This window comes from Micromonospora chaiyaphumensis, assembly GCF_900091435.1.
In the GTDB taxonomy this organism is placed as follows: Bacteria; Actinomycetota; Actinomycetes; order Mycobacteriales; family Micromonosporaceae; genus Micromonospora; species Micromonospora chaiyaphumensis.
This window is the reverse complement of the sequence record NZ_FMCS01000015.1, coordinates 53,752-74,215: the sequence shown is the minus strand read 5'-3', so window position 1 is coordinate 74,215 and position 20,464 is coordinate 53,752. Positions and strand designations below refer to the sequence as shown.

The following is a 20,464-nucleotide window of genomic DNA, read 5'->3' as shown; positions in this document are numbered from 1 at the left end:
CCTCTTCGGTGTGAACTCTCGGCGAGCGGGTCGGATCGGGCTGGGTACGAGGTCAAACGGCCTGCTGACGCTCTACTCGGCCGGGTTCGGCTGGCACCGTTGCTGCCCTTCGCTGCTGTACTGCTGGCATCAGACGAGGCGTCGGATGCGGACCTTCGGACGCTCGTTCCTCAGGTGGCCCTCCTTGTGCTGGCGGACCTGCTCGTCCCAGACTTCCTGGTCGTAATCGGGGGCCGGCGGGATCCATCTGTGGGAGCCGTCGCTGTAGTGGAACTTCTCGTCGCCGGGTCGCAGGATGCTCATCGGGTCCAGCCGAGGAAGCGGTAGTGCAAATGGCCGGCGGGGACGTGGGCTAGGTCCTGGGCGGCGTCGACGAGCTGAGCGGCAAGGTAGAGGGCCAGCGAGACCGGGGCGCGGTCGTACTCGGCTCGCAGCTCCCGCCGCCGGGTCTGGCAGGGCCACTCCCCTGCACAGCCGCCGCACGTCCAGGCCGGTCTGATCGGGAGGTGTGTCGTCATCGCCGGCCGTCCTGGCTGGGCCAGTGGCCGCGGTTGATCGGGATTGGGTGACTGCTTCGACAGGGAAGGTCATCTCCGCAGCGGCAGATGCGCCGCCACTGCTGCCATGACCAGACGGGCCGATGCCGCCGGGCGAAAGTCAAGGCCGCCGCCACGAGGTACTCGTCGTAGGAGACACGCCGGCTGTTGTCCAGCCGCTGGTGGTGGCCGTTATCTCGCGCGGCATCTGCGTTCGGAACGGTTGCATCGTTCGGTCTGGTCATCACGCCTCCCCGCCGACGCTTGGGTTCCGTGGGCACCCGGTCAGCCGTGTCCGGAGACAGGGCACCCACGGCAGGACAACCCGGCCGCCAAGCTGGGTAGCCCCACGAGCAACTTAGGACGCAATGTGCGCAGGGTCAACAGCTGCGACACATAGCGTTGTAAGTCGAGCCCGCGATGTGGTCTGCTTGCACCAGCCGCCAAGCTGGGAGCACCACCTATGTCAGAAGCTGCATACCTACAGGTCGCCAGGGATATCCGCGAGCAGGTCAGCTCCGGCCAATTGAAGCCGGGCGACAAGCTGCCCTCGTTCGCCGCTCTCTGCGAGCACTACAAGGTCAGCAACACCGTCATCCGCGCCGCCATGCTGCTGCTCAAGGCCGAAGGGCTGATCGACGGCCGGCAGGGCAAGGGCGTCTACGTCGCCAACCCGCTCCCCCGGTAAGCCAGCGACATCTCGGAGTCTCGACCCCTCGCTTGTAAGTTCTGGGCGCTTCGGCTGGCAGCGTCCGTTAGCGTCCGCGACCTCGGGCGTCTGTCCGCGCCCGGTAGCCGGCGGCCGTCCTCGTCTGGGTCGGTTGTTGTCACTGTTGCTGTCGACAGCCGCAGGATGGAGATCTACCGAAGGAGCTTCACGAAGCGTGCCGATCGCTCGCAGGCGTCCTCGTAGCCCTGCCGGCGATAGAGACGATGGGCGTCGTCTCGCTTACGACTGCTTGTGACCTCCCTGCGAAGGCAGCCAAGCTCCTCCGCTTGACCCTCGGCAGCCTCAACGAGCCTCCGTCCAATGCCCTTGCCGCGGTACGTCTCGTCTACGACCAAGGCGACGAGCCGAGCCCACTTGCCCGTGACTTTGAGAAGCGGGCTTACGTGCAGGACCACGACTCCGGCCAGTTCCCCACGGACGTCTGCACCGATGAGAACGCTTACCGGGTATCGAGCCAGTAGGTAAGCCGAGTCGCCACCTCCGGCTCCTCGGCTGGGTAGCCAAGTTGAGTCAGCAGCACCGCCAGGCGAGCCGCATCATCCCGACGCACCGGCCTCAGCTCAACGTCCACCCCGACAGTCTGGGCCAAGCCTGCTGCGCCAGGCATCCCGCATACACACGTCGGCGCACACGGTTTAGGAAGGAGGTAGCGCCTTCTGCGCTACCTCCCGCCCCACCAGGACCTATCCGAACAGTCCCTGTCGATGCGCTGATCATTCCGCGCATATTCCGGATCCTGTGACTCAATTGGCCTGCTCGCCTACAAGCCCTGTGCACCTCCGCGACATGCGCAGGCCTGCGGCCTCCGGGACCGTCCGTACTGTTTCGCCAGCGGTGACGTTCGCCCTACTCCGCACCGTTGCTGTCGACCACCACCTATGAAGTCACGGCGGGGAGATCGCACTCTTACCGCCCAACAATACCGCGGCTATAGCTTCCTGCGCCGCCTCCAACGGATTTGGAAATGGAAATCGCTTACCCGGCTCACGCAGCATCTCTTCTTCGAAGTCGGTGACCTTTACAATCTCAGCCACTTGCTCATCCGTGCAGCCCGTCGCATCGATCTCAAGTCGACATGGCTTCATCAATGCAGTTGAGATTGGGTCAAACATCGACCAAAGGGAGGGACGATCCTCCCCCTTCTCCTTGAGCCCGTTCGTGATGACGTCGGCAACTTCGGGAACAAGGGTCGGCTCGCGCTCCTTCAAGGGGACAACCTTGCCAATTTCATGCCAGCGGTACAGGCCCCAAAGCCCCTGCCCTTCATTCGCGGGACGCCCTGCAATGAGGTGGTAAAGGGTAGCGGCAAGTTGGTAAACGTCCGTACTCTTGTCCAGCTTCTCTTCTCGCCATTGCTCCGGCGCAGCATACAGCGGAGTCTGCCGAGCTTTGACCGTGTGCGTCCGTGTAATGGCTTCCACCACTCGCGCTAACCCGAAATCGGCTACTTTAACTCGTCCGTCCGTGGACAGTAGGATGTTTAGCGGCTTGATATCCCTATGCAGAATGTCACGCCGATGAGCGGCCTGTATCGCCTGAATGATCTCTAAGGATATAAAAAGTCCGAGCACTTGACGCGTATACTCGTCAAGCTTCGGGACATAGCGAACAATCCATTCGGCAAGGTTGCAGCCCTCCACGTACTCCATTACTAGCGCGGGCCCCTGATGCAAGGCGGTGTCCACCTCAAGAAGATCGAGAACACTCACGATCTGCGGATGCCCGAGGAGGCTCCCTCCAGCCCTGGCTTCGTCTCGAAGAATAGCTTCTGCGCCAGGAGTCTCCCGCAGCTCCCGCTCGCCAATAAATTTCATTGCAACATCACGGCCCAATAGTCGGTCGTGAGCCCGCCAAACCTCACCCATGCCACCAGCACCTAGGCGGTTGACGACATCAAATCTGTCGTTGATCGTCTCAATTGCCACGGAGACAGATTACGCCGAGACAGGTTACGCGGCGAGCCCATGCGAGCAGGGTCAAAGCGGCCAAACCGACTATTTCACAGCAGACCGTCTATGTAGGTCTTACCAGGCAAGCCTGGCACGGAACCCGTGGGCACTTGACCTAGTCCGCGCTTATAGGCGCCAAGCGATAGGGGCGGTGAGTCGAAGCGGAACTAAGGGACCCGGTCGCCCGACCAGCGGAAACACTGCGGGACACCTGCCCATAGGGCGTTTCGGGCTCCCGTAGTCGCTCACTGTTTGACGGCGTTTGACGGTGTCTTGTGCCCCGTGTGTGCCCCACACTGCCAGGAGCGGTCGACGCCCCGCCAGCGTCGCCTGGCGCTGCTCAGCGGGTCCGGCAGTACCCGGGCCGGCCTGGCGGGGAAGCATTGCCTTGGCTACTCGCGTGGCCGCCCGCGGCCACGGGAGCGCCACCCGGTGTCGGTCACCAACCCGACACGACGGCCCGCCATCGCCAGAGGACAGCCGCCCGTGCCCCTATCCGGTCAGCGAGGGATGCTGGCACTTCCAACGCAACCCAGAGGGTCGTAGAGTATCGATCTCGAGAAAGATGCTACTGACAGCACACATCTTGGATTTGGACGACCGTGACCTTTAGTGCACAGTACACCCACTTCTTGGCCCCGACCCGCCCGGAGTTGGAAGCCGCGATAAAGTCAGGCGTCGTAGTTTTCGACACGAATGTTCTGCTGAATCTTTACCGCTTCGCCCCCATTGCCAGGAGTGAACTCCTCGAGGCCTTTCAAAAGATAGGCGACAGGATATTCGTGCCCCATCAAGTCGGGCTTGAGTTCCATCGGAACAGACTCGAAGTCATCTCAGACAACCGCGCGGCTTATCGAGTCGCAATGGATTCCATAGCCTCTCACGAGTCTGATGTGGTTAAGGAATTGACCGACAAAATCAGGCAGCTATCAAACCGTATCGCCCTGCCCGAGAGTGAGCGCTCTCGACTATTGGGCGCCGCCTCTGAAATCTTTCTCCCTCTCACCCAAGCCCTTGATGAGATGCGAACGCGCCACGGCTTGGACGACCCACTAGCGGATGATGAGATACTTGACCAACTACAGACAATCCTTTCTGGCAGGGTTGGCGCTCCTTTTGACGCAGAAGAAGAGTCGGCAGCTCTAGCTGAGGCCGAGCGTAGGAATAAGGAGAAAATACCACCCGGCTACAAGGATGCACCGAAGTTTGGCGATTACTTTGTTTGGAGGCAGACCCTTAACGAGGTGGCAGCGAGAGGGGCGAAGCGACTCATATTTGTAACGGGTGACGTGAAAGAGGACTGGTATCTACGGGTGCAGGGAAAGTCCTTGTGCGCCCGTCCTGAGTTGGCGGAAGAGGCGTTCAGGGTCGCTGGCGCCCGTCTCGTCCTGATGCGAACTGAGACTTTCTTGCGACATGCCTCGGCCTTTCTTGACGCAGACGTTAGCGCCGACACTATCCGTCAGGTTGAAGAACTACCGGAGTCGGATTTTGTGAACGCGGTCATTAAGGCCTCCGGGGATCTATCCAACCTTAGAGCCCAGCTCGCCGTCGTTGAGCGGGAGTTGGCAGTAATCGAGGGCCGGGTCGTTGATAGCCACGATGAGTATATGGAACTGAGGGCGGCCATTGCGGCCTCATCTGGATCCTCTGAAGTGGAGCGCGAACAACTAATGGAAGCGGCGAACCACCTTCAGAGGTCGATACGGACAGCAAGAGATCTTCAGGCGTCTCTCATAGATCACCGCTCCCGGCTAACTGCCCAGGTTGCCGAGTCTGAGTCGAGGCTTACCCAGATGTCGCGTTTAAATTTCCGCCACAAGCTAGGCGAGGGATAGTTGCCATCCCGTGCGCCGTCGACCCGCCCCTCTGGGGAGCGGGCCGCCGCCCGGCCCGCCACGTCAAGCGGACCTTGACGCAGGTTCGGACGCTGGCGGGTCGGGCGGTGGTCTGCTCGGCTTGCCCGGGTCGATGGCGGGCGGGATGGTCTACTGCGCCCACCCACGGACCGCGACCCGCCGGCGGAGCCCTGGGCATCCTGGAGCCGGAGCGCCCCCGCCGGAGGCGCACTAGCCGCAACCGCACGGCCGCCGCCAGTTCGCCGACGCGGCCGGCGTGCGCTTCCCTACGCCGCGCGGGCTCGTGGCCGCGCGGCCCGGCCGGCTGCCGGCCACCACACCACCGGTCAACGGCCTGTCGTTCTGCGGCGGCCCACCGGGCTCCCCGCTCTTCGCGCCAGCCGCCGGGCGTCAGGCGTGACGGGCGCAGAGCGCCAGCGGCAGCGGCCGGCGCGCGCCCAGGCGGCGGCGCGTGCGGCCCGTCAAGGGCCGCCTTGATCGATGTAAGGAAAGTTCTCCCACTCGCGGCGGCCGGCGGGGGCCTCGCCCTGCAAAGATGACGGCATGGACCGCTTCGAGGGCCAGTGCTGGCTGGACTGGTGGGCGAACTCCTCCACCCTGCTCGGCAGCGTCGAGGTGGCCATCGTGATTGCCGCCGTCACCGGCGGCTGGGAGGCCGACGGTCGCCTGGTCAGCGAGAGCGACGAGGACCGAGAGACTTTGGCATTCCTGTGCGAACTCGACCCCGTCTTCACGCTGCGATTCGAAGACGAGAGCGTTGTCGCCGTCACCGTTCATCCCACGGATGGGCATCGCCGCTTCAGTCTCACCGAGTACACCGGTCCGGTCCAGGAATCGATCGTCAACCGCATCGCTCTGTAGGCAACGCCGAACCTGATTGGCTCGACAGCAGTTTCACGGCACGTTGACGTGTCGGTACCCGGTGCTACTCTGACCTTCGTCGAGCACACCAGCGCGGCCTTCCTGCCGGATCGCTGGACTCGACGTCGGAGATGCCGAGCGGCCTTCCTGCCGCTGATGCGGGCCACGTCCCGCCGGCTCTCGATCGCACCGGCCGCTGTGCCGGTCCTCCCGAATCCGCTGAGCGGCCCAGCACGGCCTTTGCCTGCCGTCCACGATGGCCTCGGATTCGCACCTCTCCACGGGTGGGGCCAGCCTGCGGCAACCCGCCGGATGCCGATATCCCAGGCTCCCCACCCGTGCCGGCCCTTGATCAACGAGTCCACGAGCGTGAAAGGACATGACCCATCGGCGGGAAGTGGCACGACCACGATTCCGCCCTCCGGCGTCAGCCGCCCTCTCGGCGGTGCCAGGAGACACGACGAACACCACCAGCGGACCCACGTCCACGGCTGGTGGTGCTTCGTCTCCCGTCCCTGCCACCCCCTGAAGAGGAGACAGTCGTGTCCACCACCCCGCTCACCATCTACCGCCCCGGTCTCGCCGTCGGCCGGGACGCCCAGGTCCTGCACCGCGCAGCCTCGCCGGAGTTCTCCGGCTGGCTGGAGCACACCCGCCCCGCCGGCGGCTGCTCCCGCCCGATCCGCCTCACCGGCACCATCACCGCCGTCGACCGGAACACCGGCCGCATCACCCGCCGGTTGCACACCGACGAGCTGCCCGACCGGACGCTGTACAAGGCGTGCGGCAACCGCCGCGAATCGGTGTGTCCGGACTGCGCCTGGGTCTACCAGGGCGACGCCTACCAAGTCGTCTGCCGCGGCCTGACCGGCGGCAAGGGCATCCCCGCCTCGGTCGGCAGACACCCGGTCGTCTTCGCCACCTTCACCGCACCATCCTTCGGCCCGGTCCACCACCGGCACGTCCCCCGCCACACCTGCCGCAACCGGCAGCGCTGCGACTGCCGACCCGCGCCCTGCCGCGCCCGCAGCAACGCCGGCGCCTGCCCGCACGGGCAGCCCGCGGCGTGCTTCGCCCGCCACGACGCCGACGATCCGCGGCTCGGACAGCCCTTGTGCCTGGACTGCTACGACCACGACCACCAGGTCGTCTGGAACTACTTCTCCGGCGAGCTGTGGCGGCGCACCAAGCAGGCCATCGATCGCCACCTCGCCGCAACGTGCCGTCAACGCGGCATCCCCAAGGTCGGCATCGTCACCGACTCCGGCAAGGTCCGCTGGGTGCCGCCCGTGCGGGTGTCCCATGGCAAGGTCGCCGAGATGCAACGCCGCGCCGCCGTGCACTTCCACGTCCTGCTGCGCCTCGACGGCGTCGACCCCGACGACCCGGACGCCCTCGTGCCGCCACCGACCGGCATCACCGTCGACGACGTGGACGCCGCCGTCCACTACGCCGCCTCTCGGATCACCGTCACCACACCTCCGCACCCTGACCAGCCGGATGGCTGGCTGATCGCCTGGGGCGCGCAGGTCGACGTCCGACGAATCAACAGCACCGACGGGGAGCTGACCGATGACAAGGTCGCCGCCTACCTCGCCAAGTACGCCACCAAGGCCACCGAAGCCACCGGCCACTGCTCCACTCGGCTAACCCCGGCCACGATCGACGACTACGCCGACCCCGAAGGCGACCACACCGCCCGCCTCATCGACGCCTGCTGGCACCTGGGCCGTCCCACCCCCGCCGACACCAGCAGCGGCGCCGCAACCCATGGCGACCGTCAAGACAGCCTTGACACCAAACCCAACATCTACGGCGGCCTGCGCCGCTGGGCGCACATGCTCGGCTTCGGCGGCCACTTCCTCACCAAAGCCCGCCGCTACTCCGTCACCTTCGCCCTGCTCCGCGACACCCGCGCCACCTACCGCCGCGAAGAAGACGACCAACCGACAGACGCGATCACCGTCGGCACCCTCACCTACATCGGCTCCGGCTGGCTCTCCGAGGGAGACGCGCTGCTCGCCAACACCGCCGCCCGACAGCGACGCGAAAGCAGACGCATCGGCCGAGAAGAGCTCGCCCACGAAGCCTGGCTCCTCGGAGCCGCCGCATGAGCAATGACCTCACTCCTCGCTGGTACTCGCCGGCTGAGGTCGCCGTGCTCCTCGGCTTCGGCATCTCCAAGGTCAAGATGAAGATCGCCACCGGCGAGCTGCGCTCCATCAAGGACGGCAAGTACCGCCGCATCCTCCCCGAATGGGTCGACGACTACATCCGCCAGCAGGTCGAACGCCAGGAGGCAGCCTGATGCCCGCACGAACACGAGCCAACGGCGAAGGCTCGATCTTCCCCTACCGCAACGGCTTCGCCGCCTACGTCTGGGTCACCAAGCCCGACGGCAAACGCACGCGCAAGTACGTCTACGGCAAGACCCGCGAGGCCGTCCACGACAAGTGGATCAAGCTGCACCAGCAGGCGAAGCAGGGGCCGGTGGCGACGAGCGTCCCGACGGTGGGCAGCTTCCTCACGTGGTGGCTGGCCGAGATCATCCAGCCGAACCGGGCGCCGTTGACCTACGCCACCTACGAGACGTTCGTCCGCCGCTACATCGCCCCTGGCCTCGGGGGCAAGCGGCTCGACCGGCTCCAGTCACGTGACGTGCAGACCTGGATCAACCAAGTCGCCCGCACCTGCCAGTGCTGCGGCCAGGGCAAGGATGCCGCCCGGCCAAAGCACAAGCGGCGCTGCTGCGCGGTCGGTCGCTGCTGCCAGGCCGTCCCGTCGACGCGCACGGTCAGCGACATCCGGGCCGCGCTGCGAGCCGCCCTCACCCACGCCCAAGCCGAAGACCTCATCACCAAGAACCCGGCCGTGCCGGTCACCCTCGCCACCGTCCGCCGCCGCCGGGGCAAGTCCTGGTCGAGCGACGAGGCCCGAAAGTTCCTCGAATCCGCCCGCGCCGACGAGGACCCGCTCTACGCCGCCCACGCCCTGGTCCTCGTCACCGGACTACGCAAGGGCGAAGCCCTCGGCCTCACTTGGGAGGACGTCGACCTCGACGCCGGAGAGCTGACCATCGGCCGCCAACTTCAACGAGTCCGTGGGCAACTTCTGCACCGCGACACCAAGACCCAAGCGTCCGACGCCACCCTCCCCTTGCCCGACATCTGCCTGGCCGCCATCAAGCTCAGACAGCAACAACGCGAGGAGGCTGAAGCAGCGGCAGGCAAGGCGTGGCACGAAACGGGACTCGTCTTCACCACCCGCTACGGCACGCCCATCGAGCCGCGCAACTTCCAACGCTCCTGGCAGACACGGTGCGACAAGGCCAACGTCAAGCCGATCACCGTCCACGACGCAAGAAGGACCTGCGCCACCCTCCTGGCCGACCTCGACGTCCACCCCAGAGTCGCCATGCAGGTGCTCCGGCACGCCCGCTTCTCGGTAACGATGGAGATCTACACCCAGGTATCGACCAAGGCCACCAGAGACGCACTCAAACGCCTCGGTGACTCACTCGGCCACTGACGGAACTGCTGTACTTAGCTGCTGTACGGGCAGCAAAAAGGCCATCCCCGATGACCGGGAATGGCCTTTGACCTGCGTGGGCGATACTGGGATCGAACCAGTGACCTCTTCGGTGTGAAGCAGGACGCCGCACCCACTCTGACCTGCAAAAACGCGAAGCCGCAGGCAGGGGTGGGTGCAGTTGCGTGCCGTCCGGTGCCGTTCGGTGCGGTTGAGGGCCGTTCAGTGCACCCTGTTGCTCCCAACCTGCTCCCCGATCCAGGGCTCACGCGGCTGCTGCCGGCCAAGCTGAGCCGGACCGTCCTGCACGTCGTTCGTTAGAGATCGTGGCCGCTTGCCCGGGCGGCACTGGCTAACGCCGACGCCCGGCCAGCGACCGTTAGGCTCAGTCGCTCCCGCCCCGCTCCCACGGCCCGGCCGTCAACCGGACGTGCTCAGGAATGCCGCGCCTTATCAGCGGCAAATCAGTACACCTGACCTTGGGATCGGGTCGCGCCCACGCTGGCGCCGAGCGTGATCCGCTAGCGCGAAGACCATGAAGAAGCGCCGCGCGGGCCGTCGAGGATTTCGAGGGTCAATGGTGCGAAGTCATTGGTGCTGCCACGGACGGTGAAGCCGGCCGCGGTCAGGATCTCCGTCATGGTCTGGAGCATGGTCTCGACAACCATCTGGTAGTGGCGGAAGACGGGTGCATCCACCTGTTCGGCCATGGCTACTCGCTGGAACATCTCTTGTAGCGTGCGGTCGGTGCGCCACTCGACGCGTACCGGGGCATGGCAGTCCGCAAGTTTGTCGACCCTCACCTCCGCGCCGGACTGTCGTAGATGCGGACTCATGTCGGCGGCCACGATCGGCAGGCCGGCTAAGGCCAGTTCATCACGTACGCGTCCCGCCAGGCTCTCCCGCTGGGCCATAGCTGTATAACCGGCCAGTTCAACCACGGTCCGGTTATACAGCGAGCCTGCCTAGGGAGCTTCCTTGGGTCATCCAGGGTCGGGGGCGCCGTGTCCGCTCTTCGGCTACCGCCCACCGAGCGGCGAGAACGAACGCGCGGTTCGCGGCAGATCCGGATACCCGATCACCCGCCGGCTGAGGCCTGCGAGCCCAACTGATCCAGCGCCATTTCTGCCCGACCGGGGTCAGCCAGGTCAGGATCCTGAGCCGCGAACGCCTGCTCCAGCGTCCCCCACCCGAACTTCTGGATCACCTCAGCTTCACCCGTAGTGATCGGAACCAACCACGCAAAGACCACCGGCGCGGGTTCGGTGTGACATACGGCAAAGGACTCCGGCAAATATCTCGGCGTGGTCGCCACGATGGCTGTGGTCTGGCTGCCCGGGAAGAGAGGGCCGCCCGGACCAATCACCTGGCCGTTCGACAAGGCATCCCTCCGGCGCACCATCTCACCGGCCACGTGGAACAACAGCCCAGCCGCCCGAGCCGGGTAGTCATCGGTGGGAACGTGCATGACCAACTCTTGGTGCAGGGCCCCGTTACTCGGCAGGTTGAGATGACGCCGCGACAGTCCGACGGTCACCAGGGTCGTGACCCCGCCGAACGGGACGTCGGGGCCAAACCACGCCACCTGAACACCCTCCGGCGTCGTATCGTCGCCTCGGCTACCACCCGCGATGAGCCCGAGGAACGACTCCAAGTGTTCAATCAGCCCAGCCACTCGATGATCATCTCCGATCGAGCCACGACGAAAACTCACGCCCTGCCACCATGCGTTGGCCGCCAAGGATCTCCCACACCTCAGCGCGCTGGTCGCGGCAGAAGCGGATAGTGCGAGGCGAGTGACTCTGATTGTCTTGGCCGGTCTGTACCCTGCGCCCCATGACACGCAGTCCGCTGACGCGCCTTCAACACGACTCGGGCGGCGGCTCCCTCAGCCTTGACCTTCCGCCAGGGCGAGCCGTGCACGAGACCGAGGTCGGGGTTCTCAAGGAGCCGATTCTGTGGATCAGCGACACCCGTCCGGACGCGGGTTTGTGGGGATCGCTTCAGGCATGCCACGGCCGGACGGGTCTGTGGCCGCTGCTGCTGGGAGAGAGTTCGTACGAGCCTGGCAGCCCATGGACGACCGGTGAAATCGACCCAGGTCTCGTTAAGTCCAGGCCGGGCGATCATGACGCCGCCGTGCTGCTGGCTGGGTGGTGGTCTGTCTACACGACGGTGGATGAGGATGACGACATGCTCAGCGCGCCGGAGCGGCTGGCCGTCACGGCGCCGTTTGGCAATCGGTGGCCCGGGCTTGCGCCTGCCGGAACGCTGCAGGAAGACCCCGCTGTTCGAGCTGCCGAGTTCGCGGAACATCTGGTGGCCGACTCGTGGCTGACCGCACCACGTCTCGGGCTGAGTGCCAGTGCCCGCGGTGCGGACGCCCCGGCCGATCTGGGGTGGGGTGGGCCGTTGAACTACGAAAACGACACAGCGCAGTTCAGCACGGTGCTGCGCAGCTGGGAAGAACGTTTCGGTGCCAGAGTCGTCGGCCTTGGACCAGCCGAGCTCTACCTCAGCGTCGCCGCTCCGCCCACCGATGCGGACCACGCGCTGCGCGTCGCTGCGGAACACTTTGCGTTCTGCCCCGACAACGTGTGGCAGTCCAGCACGGACAACCTCATCCGTTACGCCGAAAGCATCACGAACCGAGCCTGGTGGTCGTTCTGGTGGGACTGAGCCGCCATGCTGCCGCTGCCGGGCAGAAGGGGAATGCACACGCCGACGTCCGCACATCGACATGAGGCGGACGTCGTCGGCCTGTGAAGCGGAGCCACGGTTCTGACGCTTTCGGGCACGCCGAAGAGGTCACCGAGCAGGAAGCCCTGCTCAGAGGGTTGCTGGTGAGATTCGAGTCTCAACCTCCGGGAGCCATACCGGCGCCACCACGACGGCGCCCAGAGCCGCCCGTCGAAGCGGCAAGGAACTCTTGACCGGCGTCAACGGACGGCAAGACGAACGCCGGCACCAGCCACGCGGGGAGCAGCCAACCCTGACCACTTCGGTGTTCTCTGGGATGTCACGCCGCACCGCTCGAGGCCATCACCGCAGGTCAAGCCCTTGCTAGTGTCCGATGTCGGTGAGCACTTCGGGCGCGGTGACCACTTCGCCAACCTGCACCCAATCTGCTCCCACTTGCAAGGCCAAGGCACTCAGCGGCTCCTTACCGCTCTGACCTGCGCATACTCCCCTGCAGAGAACATAGATAGCCGTCGACTGCTGCGCGAAACCGCTGAGCACTCCGCGTGAAGCAGGACGCCGCACGCACTCTGACCTGCGTAAACGAGAAGACGCAGGTCGTGCTGGGTGCAGGTGAGTGGCGTTCGGCGCCGTAAGGTGCCGTTCAGCGCCGTTCGGTGCACCTGGCTGCTCCCAACCTGCTCCCCAATCTCCGGCCGACACCCGGTGGTAGCTGAGTGGCTAAACCCAGCCGCCGGCGGGCAGTCCGACGCCCATGTGCCTGGCTAGTGCTGGCTGTCGTGTTGAAGCCCGCTGACGCCAGCCGACAGGTTTTTGCCGTATCGACGTATGGCGCTGGGTGTCGCCGTGCTGGCGTCGGCGTGGATCCCGGGAGCTGAGACTCGAGTCCCACCGGCAATCCCCTGAACAGCGGCAGCCAGGCGGGGAGCAGCCAACGCTGACCACTTCGGTCTTCTGCAGGACAACGCACCCGCCCCTCTGAAGGAACAAGGCGCGGACATCGGCACCTTCGGAGGGTCGGGGGGTTCAGGTACGGCGTCGGGCCGTCGGGCAGGTCGGCGAACCTAGCGCCGTCGATCATGTATCCGTTCGCCTCGTAGAACACGCCCCCGCACGGCACGGAGTGATGGGCGGGACCTGACGGCGACGGCGACGAGCCCGCAGCTGCACAGCAAACCGTCGTTACCGACGTCGCCATCGAGGCAACCCACAGAGCTTTCCCGCCGTCCGCGTTCCCCTACTTCAACCGGCGGCGCTATTTGGCTTCCAGTAAAACCAGCGCTTCCCTAGCTGCCGTCACAATCGCTGGCCAACGTCGAGCGCGAAGATAACTCTCGTCGGAGAGCTCAGTGCCTAACTCGTCGAATAAGGCATCGATCGCGGCAGCCAATCTCTGCATTGCAATGGCTTCTTCTTGAGACCTTAGATAGATGCCAACGGCTGCTCCTGGGTCCTCGAGCACCTGCGTATCATCGTAAAGAATATGGATTCGATGAGTAAACTCATCGTACTGTCCAGGCGGCAGCTCTCGCCGAACCCACGCCGACCACTGGTACTCGTGATCCGCGAGCGCCCTTACCGCCTGAACAATCTCTTCTCTCATGGCAGGAAAACGAACCTCACTCATGGGTGATTCCACGACGACCACTTCTGCCATTCACTAAGCGGGATATGTGCGTTGGTGGGGTCCTCATTGATGGCACCCGTGATCGGCTTACCATCACGCCCGATTACTTTACCATTGGAGCGCACAACCACATGGTCTACTTGCTGGCTAGGGGACGGCGAGTTCGGATTTCCCTGATCGATCCGCACTCCATTACCTTGATTCTTTGGATCCTGCCAGCGGGTGCCTACGCCCTTCTTGTTTGGCTTGCCATTTCCCCAGCTTGCCGGCAGCTTACCTCCAGTATCGGGGCGGAAATGGATTCTGCCCGGATTCGGCGAGCCAAGCTCTGGAAGCCTAGGGGATCCCCCCGCGCCTCTCCCACCGGCGCCGCCACCAAAGCCAGATCCGCCGCCTGCACCAGGCAGTTCGTCTGACGGTAGGTTTGCCGCCATCCAATCGATGTACGGGTTGTAGAGTTCCTCAATCCACTGCTGGCATCCGCCCGGACGGCCCATTTCATGGCAGATGTTCATGGCGAGTGCGCGTTCGTCCTCCACCATGAGTTCGTCATTCGAGAAGTATTCACGTCCGAACCACTCGCCTCGCTGCTGGTTCCAGCGGCGGGTGAATTCCTCGAGCGGCACCGTGTCCGGGACCTTGATGACGTGACCGAGGATGCGGGGGTCGTGGCGCCGCTTCGGGGCGCTGCCGGTGTATCCGCGGCTCTTGCCCCAGTGCTCGTTTGCAGGTGTGCCGCATCCGCCTGGGCAGCCCTTGGTGGGGCTGTAGCCGTAGCAGTCGTGGTCCAGGCAGTCCTCTGGGATGAGACCGGAGGGGTCACTGGACGTGATGGGAGAGTTGTTGGCGTAGGCGTAGCCGTTCCACTGCTGTGGATCGGTGAGATCCTGCAGTGGATCAATCGACACGAAGCGACCGGTGGTGGGGTCATAGTTGCGGGCGCCGACCTGGGTGAGGCCGGTGTTGGTGTTGAGCGGTTGGTTCAGGAAGCCTCGGTTGTCGGGGGCGGTGACGGTGGCCCCGCGCGGGCTGCCGTACGGGGTGAACTGCCGCCAGGTGGGCACCTGCGCGGTGTTGTTCAGGTAAAGAGTCGGGTTGCCCTGGTGGTCGGGGATCATGTAGCTGTAGCTGCTACCACTCCCGGTGCGGACCGCTGTCGCTCCGTTGGGCAGCGCGTAATACCGCACTCCGCTCACAGTGTTGGTGCTCGTGTTGAGGGTGAGCTGTTGGGCCGGCAGGTAGAGGGTGGCGGTGCCCGGGTCCTTCTGTATCAGGAGGTTGCCGTCGGCGTCGTAGAGGAAGCTGCTGTTTCCGTTGGTGCCGCCGGCAACGGAGGTGAGCTCGCCGGTGTCGTCCCAGGTGAGCGTCTGGTTGCCCTGTCCGGCAATGCGGGTGATCATGTTGCCGGACGTGTCGTAGGTGTAGGCCGTCGAGCCCGTCAGTCCGCCGGTGGTGCTCGTGCTGGTCAACGTGTGCGGCTGGTTCTTGCCGTTGCCGTTGTAGGCGTAGTTGGTGGTCGTGTCTGTGCCGCCGCTAAGCGAGCGTTGCGTTTGGCTTCGCCGGTTGCCCAGGGTGTCGACGTTCCAGTCGGTCCAGAAGGCGCTGGTGGAGCCGATTCCACTGCCGACCATGGAGCGGTTGCTGATGGTGGGCGTGACGGCGCAGTTGTCGGTTGCTGTCCAAGCCGAGGTGAGCTGCCGCAGGGCGTCGTACCGGTAGCACTGCGTCTCCGCTGCCACGCTGGGCAGTTTCCTTGTCTCGACCTGCTTTGTAATGTTGCCGGAGAGATCGTACGTGTAGTCGCGCTGCCCGACATCGGTCGTGACAGTCGTCGTTCTGGTGATCTTGCGCTGCTTCAGCCAGCCAGTGTGATCGTCGTAGAGGTTGACGATGCTTGCCTGGCTGGTGCTGGCATTGAGGCCGCCACCGGTCACTCGCCCGTATTCGTCATAGGTAGTGCCATTGGCGTAGGTCGCCAGCAAGCTGCTCGCGCCGTTCGGCAGTTCCAACGGCGTCTTGTAGCTGTAGGTGACCGTCTCGGCGGGTAGGCCGCCGCTGGCCTGGTAGGTGTCGCTGTACGGCTTCCCCGTGACAGCCAAGTATTTGTGGGTGAAGCCGTAGGTGTTGCCAAGCAGTCCCTCGGTTGCCGGGATGGTGATCGATTCCCCGGTCGAGGCGCCGAAGGCGGTGAAGCCGCTGTACTGGGTGGTGTAGGCGGCGTTGTTTCGGAAGGCGGTGACGGTGGTCAGCTTGCCGATCGGGTTGACCATTCCGGCCACCGCGTTGTTGTCGTTGTCGTACACCCACATGCCGAGCTGATTGGCCGGCGACTGACCCGACTCCGAGGCGGCGAAGCTGCCGGTCTTGCGGTTGATCTTGTCGTAGGTGTACGAGACGGTCTTGCCGCGGGAGTTGGTGGTCTCGGTGATGTTGCCGTTGCCGTCGTACTTGGTGGTGCTGGTTCCGGCGTCCGGGTCCGTCTTGCTGGCGGCCCGGGCGAGGAGGTCGTACTGGCTGTTCCAGGTGCTGCCGTTCGCGTCGGTCAGCGTTGCCTGATTGCCGTGCTCGTCGTAGCCGTAGCTCGTTGCGACCGTGGTGCCGCCGGTCAGGTAGTACGTTCCGGTGAAGGAGTTCGACGGGCTAACCAGCGTCGGCGCCGCCGTGTATTGGAGCAGTTTGGTGGTGCGACCCATCGGGTCGGTGAGGGTCGCCGTCGTGGTCCCGCCGGTCGGGGGGATCACCGTGGTGCGGTCACCGTTGTAGATCGTGCGGGTGGATGAGACGACCAGGTTGTCGCGGGCGCTTTCCGCGAGAATGACGCGGCCGGCTCCGTCGTAGGTGTTGAAGGTCTGGTTGTACACCTTCTTGGCGAGGTCCGGCGCGTACACCGGAGTGGTGCCCGGGGTGTTCTTGTCGTCCCACCAGCCGTTGTAGGTGGCCCTCACCCAGCTGCGGCTGTCGTAGAAGGTGTCGGTGATCATCCGGCCGCCCGACGGGGTGGTGTCCTGGGTCTGGCGCGGGCGCAGCTGGGCGTCGTAGATCTGGGTGGAGATGGCGTAGGCGCCGGCGTTGTTCAGTGTCTCGGTGGTCGTGGCGGTCGGGCCGGTCTTCTGGACGAGGTAGGTGTAGCGGTAGTGGGGTGTGCTGCTGGTCGGCCGGGAGGCGACCCAGACCGCCTTGACCCGGCCGAGCGCGTCGAACTGGCGGCTGGTCACAACGCCGTTGACGTCGCTGCTCACCGTGGTGAGGGCACGCATCGGCGTCACCGTCGCCGACGTCTCGTGCCCCTCGGCGTTGGTCGTTTTGACCCCGATGGTCAGGCCCACCGTGTTGTCGGTGTATGCGGTGGTGCTGGTGTTGCCGTTGGCGTCGTAGGTAGTGACGGCGCGGCCGTAGCGGTCGAAGTCGGCGCGGTCGGTTGTCTGGTAGACGTAGGCGCCCGAGACGTAGTCCTTCGCCTTGCGCACCATGGTCACGTCACCCTTAGTGGGGGCGGCGGTCTGCGGGAAGACGGTGTCGAAGGTCGGGTCGTCGTAGTACGTCCGCACGTGCGAGACGACCTGAGCGGGCCGGTCGACGTTCACCGGAGCGGTAAGCGTGTTGACGCTGCCGGGCTCGGACGCGGGTGAGCCCTGGGTGAAGCCACCGCAGGCGACCGAGACCGTTTCGATCTGACTGATCAGACCGACCAGGTTGAGAGCCGTGTTCACCGGTGCGTACGTGGTGGACGTGCATCGGTCGTAGGCGGTGCTGACCGGCACGGCGTGGTCGTAGGAGAACTTCAGCAAGCCGAACGTCGGCGAGTCGACATTCGTGTCGTAGGTGTTGTCGGTCTGGCTGTAGCGCCAGGTGGTGGTCCCCGCTGAGGTGACCGCCTGCCGGGTCCATGTCTGGATTGGCGCCATCTTGTTGGCCGTCAGAGCGGGCAGGCCGCTGCGTGATCGGGTCGCTGTTGCCGCCGAAATCCAGTAGGAAGTGACGGTCGAGCTCTCCACCGGTCCACCGTCGCCGCGGTACGCGGTCGTCTCGAGTTCGCGGCCGGCGAGTTGGTCAAGGTCCTCGTGCTGGCCGCCAACGGAGTCGGTCAGGTTGACGACCGTGCTGCTGTTGTTCCGCGACATCCCGCGGTAGTAGGTCGACGCCGACAGCGTTTGTGGGTCGTTGACGCCATCACCGTTGCGGGTTTCGACCGTGCCGTAGCCGCGGAACTGTCCGTAGGTGCGGTACTTGGCCTTGACGACCTCGTTGTCGTCGTAGCGCCAGGCCGCTCCGCCGACGTACCTGTAGCTGGTGGAGGTGAGCGGAGCGCCGCCGGTCGGATCCGAGGCGGTCACCCGCGTAACGGCGTACTTGTGGAACCAGTCCCGTTTCGGGGTGGTCAGGCCGTCCGGTGTCCAGTAGACCGGGTAGCAGGACCTCGTGTTCGACTCAGGGGCGACGGTGACGGGGGCCGTGCACGGCACCGGCAGTTCGTAGCTGGCAGTGATCACGGAGCCGGTTTCGGTGGTGACCGTCTCGATGCGCCGCCGGTAGAACGACGGAAAACCACCGGCGGTGTCCACCCGGTTGGCCAGCTTGATCGCGGTGAAGGATACGGACGGCAGGGTGATCGCCGTCGTCGACCCGCCTGAGGTGAGGTCGTTGCCGGTCCGGGTGATGGAGTCAAGCCACAGGGTCGGCGCGGTGCCGTCTCCGGTGGCTGGCATGGTCTGCGCCAGTGCATAGGAATCGACAGGAAGGTGCTTGCCTGCGGTCAGGTCGTACTGCTGGGTCTCGATCGAAGTCAGCCGAATAGTGGAGAAGAACGAAGGGCTCCAGGACTTGCAGTCGGTGCCCTGGTCACAGACGAGGTCGTAGGGGACGTCGGGCCAGTTGGCCTTCGTGGTGTCGTTCAGCGGCGTGCAGGTTCCGGACAGGCAGCGGACGTCGGTGTTGAACACGACCCGGTTCGACACGGTGCCGTAGGCGCCGCCGTCGGTGAAGCCGTAGTCAATGCGGGCAAGGTTGCTGTCCCGGATGTAGGGCACGTCGGTGCTGCCCTCGTTCTGCCCGTAGTAGTTGACGGCCTGGTTGTAGTAGTAGGCCATCGCGTTACCGTGTGGGTCCTTGACGTAGTCGAGGTTCCACCGATACGCCATCGTGCAGACGGAGGCGTTGAAGCCAGCAGCGTCGTAGCAGGGATCGCCGGCATGCGGTGAGTAGACCGGCGTGTAGTCGACAGACTTGGTCTCGGCCTTGCCGGACGTCCAGCCCGGAAGCCGGTTCCGCCCGAACTCGTAGACCGTGCCGTCCGGCTCGGTCACCCGCCAGTAGTCGGTGTTGTAGGTGCCGCTGCCGTTGTTGGAGTTGGTGACCTGGGTGATGTCGGAGCCGTTGTCGTTCTGGAGCTTCCAGACCCGCTTTCCAGCGTCCCAGATCATCGATGTCGACGAGCCGTTCAGCGACAGGGTCAGGATGGGGCCTGTGTAGCAGCGGTCGTAGGTTTCCTTGGGTGACGCGCTGCCGCCGGGGTCGTCCTTGCATGAGACGAAGGTCTGCTCGACGTAGTTGCGCGGGGTCGACCAGCCGTCGCCAATCCAGGACGCCTGGGCATTGGTGGCAACCGTCTGACCGTCCACGGCGCTTGAGTCGTAGGAGAGCGCGAGTTGTGGCGCGAGCTTCGACCTCGCCGGGGGCAGGGTCAGCGGGTACGAGTAGCTGAAGGATCCGGTGCTGCCCCCCGCGGTCCAGGATCCGGAGGGCTTCAGCTCTGTCGCGGCGTAGGTGCCCCCGGCACCACCCTCGTCGCCGGCCCCAGCGACCGCTGCGATGAGCATGGCCGTGTTCGTTGTGCCAGCTTTCGAGTCGGCGCCTACTGGAAGCTCGGCGGAGACGGTTTTCGCGGCAGCGTCGTTGATCGAAGGCAGCGGCTGCTGCCGGCGGCACTCAGAGCGCTGCGGCGTGGTCAGTGCGCAAGCCGGCAGGCGGACCAGCCTGAGCCGAAGGCCGTAGTTGCCTCCGTACGCCTCGGCGAAGGAGTCATAGTCCACCCCGACTCGGACAGTCCCGGTACCCGCGTCGCCCGCGGATGGGGTGGACTGTGGCGTCACCTCGACCAGCAGCCCATTCACACCGGCGGTAGCCGCCGCGGTCCGATCGAACACCCGCACGTCGAGGTGCTTCGGTCCGGCATAGTTGGCACGGCCCTTCGGCGCCGGACTCACCCACACCGGCGTCCCCGCTGCTTTGGCCTTCACGGGGCTGGATGCGTTGGTCTCGGCACCGCTCAGGTCGACCTGGGCGTTGGCAGCCCCGGGCCATCTGGTCCTGGTTGGCAGGTAATTGGCCCTGGCGGTGTTGCGAGCAGGCGCGAACTTGCTGGGCAGCGGTTTCACACCGTCGACTGATCTGCCGGGCGCCGGAACCGGCGGCTGCGCCGCGCCCACCCCTTCCGGCTTGCCACTGGCGGGTGTGCCGACCAGCGTGCCTGCCGTGATGACCGCCGCGGTGAGCGATGCGACGAGCCGTGTGCGGCGCGCGAACAGCCGCGATCCCCCGTGCCTGAGCATGCGATTCCCAACCTGAGAACGGATGACGGGCCACGCGGGTTGTTCCCGTCGCACACCCCCGTGGCGCGAACAATCTGCCATGAAGCAGATGGGAAAAGGTCACGGGAATATAACGATAGATCAAAG

General features: G+C 65.1%; 15 protein-coding genes. 7 read left to right on the top strand and 8 right to left on the bottom strand.

The genetic code is table 11. The features are described 5' to 3' along the window. Positions 1 to 129: 129 nt before the first annotated feature. Both GA0070214_RS32035 and GA0070214_RS29680 read right to left on the bottom strand, forming a co-directional pair. The gene (locus tag GA0070214_RS32035) at positions 130 to 303 is read right to left on the bottom strand and encodes a hypothetical protein (protein ID WP_167364360.1); all 174 of its coding nucleotides are present in this window, start codon (positions 301 to 303) and stop codon (positions 130 to 132) included. Beyond that, positions 300 to 518, bottom strand: a complete 219-nt coding sequence (locus GA0070214_RS29680; RefSeq protein WP_091269832.1) for a flavin reductase — start codon at positions 516 to 518, stop codon at positions 300 to 302. The genes GA0070214_RS32035 and GA0070214_RS29680 overlap by 4 nt, the downstream gene beginning before the upstream one ends. A 481-nt stretch (positions 519 to 999) precedes the next feature. Between GA0070214_RS29680 and GA0070214_RS29670 the strand changes: the two genes are divergently transcribed. After that, positions 1,000 to 1,224, top strand: a complete 225-nt coding sequence (locus GA0070214_RS29670; RefSeq protein WP_091269831.1) for a winged helix-turn-helix domain-containing protein — start codon at positions 1,000 to 1,002, stop codon at positions 1,222 to 1,224. 173 nt (positions 1,225 to 1,397) lie between these two features. Here the strand turns inward: GA0070214_RS29670 and GA0070214_RS29665 are convergent, their stop codons facing one another. Both GA0070214_RS29665 and GA0070214_RS29660 read right to left on the bottom strand, forming a co-directional pair. After that, positions 1,398 to 1,697 carry a GNAT family N-acetyltransferase gene (locus GA0070214_RS29665; protein WP_208602955.1) on the bottom strand — a complete coding sequence of 100 codons (300 nt, stop codon included), beginning with the start codon at positions 1,695 to 1,697 and terminating at the stop codon, positions 1,398 to 1,400. 453 nt (positions 1,698 to 2,150) lie between these two features. After that, a complete protein-coding gene (locus GA0070214_RS29660; protein ID WP_139141940.1) occupies positions 2,151 to 3,191 on the bottom strand; it encodes a serine/threonine-protein kinase in 1,041 nt (346 codons plus the stop codon). Positions 3,192 to 3,847: 656 nt separating this feature from the next. On the opposite strand from GA0070214_RS29660, the gene GA0070214_RS31625 reads away from it, so the two are divergent. The 5 genes from GA0070214_RS31625 to GA0070214_RS29640 all read left to right on the top strand — a co-directional run bounded on the left by GA0070214_RS31625 (position 3,848) and on the right by GA0070214_RS29640 (position 9,463). Continuing rightward, complete coding sequence (locus GA0070214_RS31625; protein WP_139141939.1) at positions 3,848 to 5,053, top strand: PIN-like domain-containing protein; 1,206 nt, start codon at positions 3,848 to 3,850, stop codon at positions 5,051 to 5,053. Positions 5,054 to 5,617: 564 nt separating this feature from the next. Further along, the gene (locus GA0070214_RS29655) at positions 5,618 to 5,935 is read left to right on the top strand and encodes a hypothetical protein (RefSeq protein WP_091269828.1); all 318 of its coding nucleotides are present in this window, start codon (positions 5,618 to 5,620) and stop codon (positions 5,933 to 5,935) included. 542 nt (positions 5,936 to 6,477) lie between these two features. Continuing rightward, positions 6,478 to 8,049 carry a replication initiator gene (locus tag GA0070214_RS29650; protein ID WP_091269827.1) on the top strand — a complete coding sequence of 524 codons (1,572 nt, stop codon included), beginning with the start codon at positions 6,478 to 6,480 and terminating at the stop codon, positions 8,047 to 8,049. Continuing rightward, positions 8,046 to 8,243, top strand: coding sequence for an excisionase family DNA-binding protein (locus tag GA0070214_RS29645; RefSeq protein ID WP_091269826.1), 198 nt, complete (start codon positions 8,046 to 8,048; stop codon positions 8,241 to 8,243). The genes GA0070214_RS29650 and GA0070214_RS29645 overlap by 4 nt, the downstream gene beginning before the upstream one ends. Continuing rightward, on the top strand, positions 8,243 to 9,463 hold the full coding sequence (locus GA0070214_RS29640) for a tyrosine-type recombinase/integrase (RefSeq protein WP_091269825.1): 1,221 nt from the start codon (positions 8,243 to 8,245) through the stop codon (positions 9,461 to 9,463). The genes GA0070214_RS29645 and GA0070214_RS29640 overlap by 1 nt, the downstream gene beginning before the upstream one ends. Positions 9,464 to 9,984: 521 nt before the next feature. Here GA0070214_RS29640 and GA0070214_RS29635 read toward each other — a convergent pair. Together GA0070214_RS29635 and GA0070214_RS29630 are read right to left on the bottom strand one after the other, a co-directional pair. Further along, complete coding sequence (locus tag GA0070214_RS29635; RefSeq protein ID WP_139141938.1) at positions 9,985 to 10,404, bottom strand: hypothetical protein; 420 nt, start codon at positions 10,402 to 10,404, stop codon at positions 9,985 to 9,987. Positions 10,405 to 10,541: 137 nt separating this feature from the next. Then, positions 10,542 to 11,204 carry a suppressor of fused domain protein gene (locus tag GA0070214_RS29630; RefSeq protein ID WP_167364359.1) on the bottom strand — a complete coding sequence of 221 codons (663 nt, stop codon included), beginning with the start codon at positions 11,202 to 11,204 and terminating at the stop codon, positions 10,542 to 10,544. Between the two features lie 95 nt (positions 11,205 to 11,299). Here GA0070214_RS29630 and GA0070214_RS29625 point away from each other — a divergent pair, with 95 nt between their 5' ends. After that, complete coding sequence (locus tag GA0070214_RS29625; protein ID WP_091269822.1) at positions 11,300 to 12,142, top strand: DUF4253 domain-containing protein; 843 nt, start codon at positions 11,300 to 11,302, stop codon at positions 12,140 to 12,142. A 1,276-nt stretch (positions 12,143 to 13,418) separates the two neighbouring features. On the opposite strand, the gene GA0070214_RS29620 is transcribed toward GA0070214_RS29625, so the two are convergent. Then, positions 13,419 to 13,790, bottom strand: a complete 372-nt coding sequence (locus GA0070214_RS29620; protein ID WP_244167909.1) for an SCO4402 family protein — start codon at positions 13,788 to 13,790, stop codon at positions 13,419 to 13,421. Then, entirely contained in the window at positions 13,787 to 20,338 is a 6,552-nt protein-coding gene (locus GA0070214_RS29615) for an RHS repeat domain-containing protein (RefSeq protein WP_244167908.1), read from the bottom strand. The genes GA0070214_RS29620 and GA0070214_RS29615 overlap by 4 nt, the downstream gene beginning before the upstream one ends. Positions 20,339 to 20,464 lie beyond the last annotated feature (126 nt).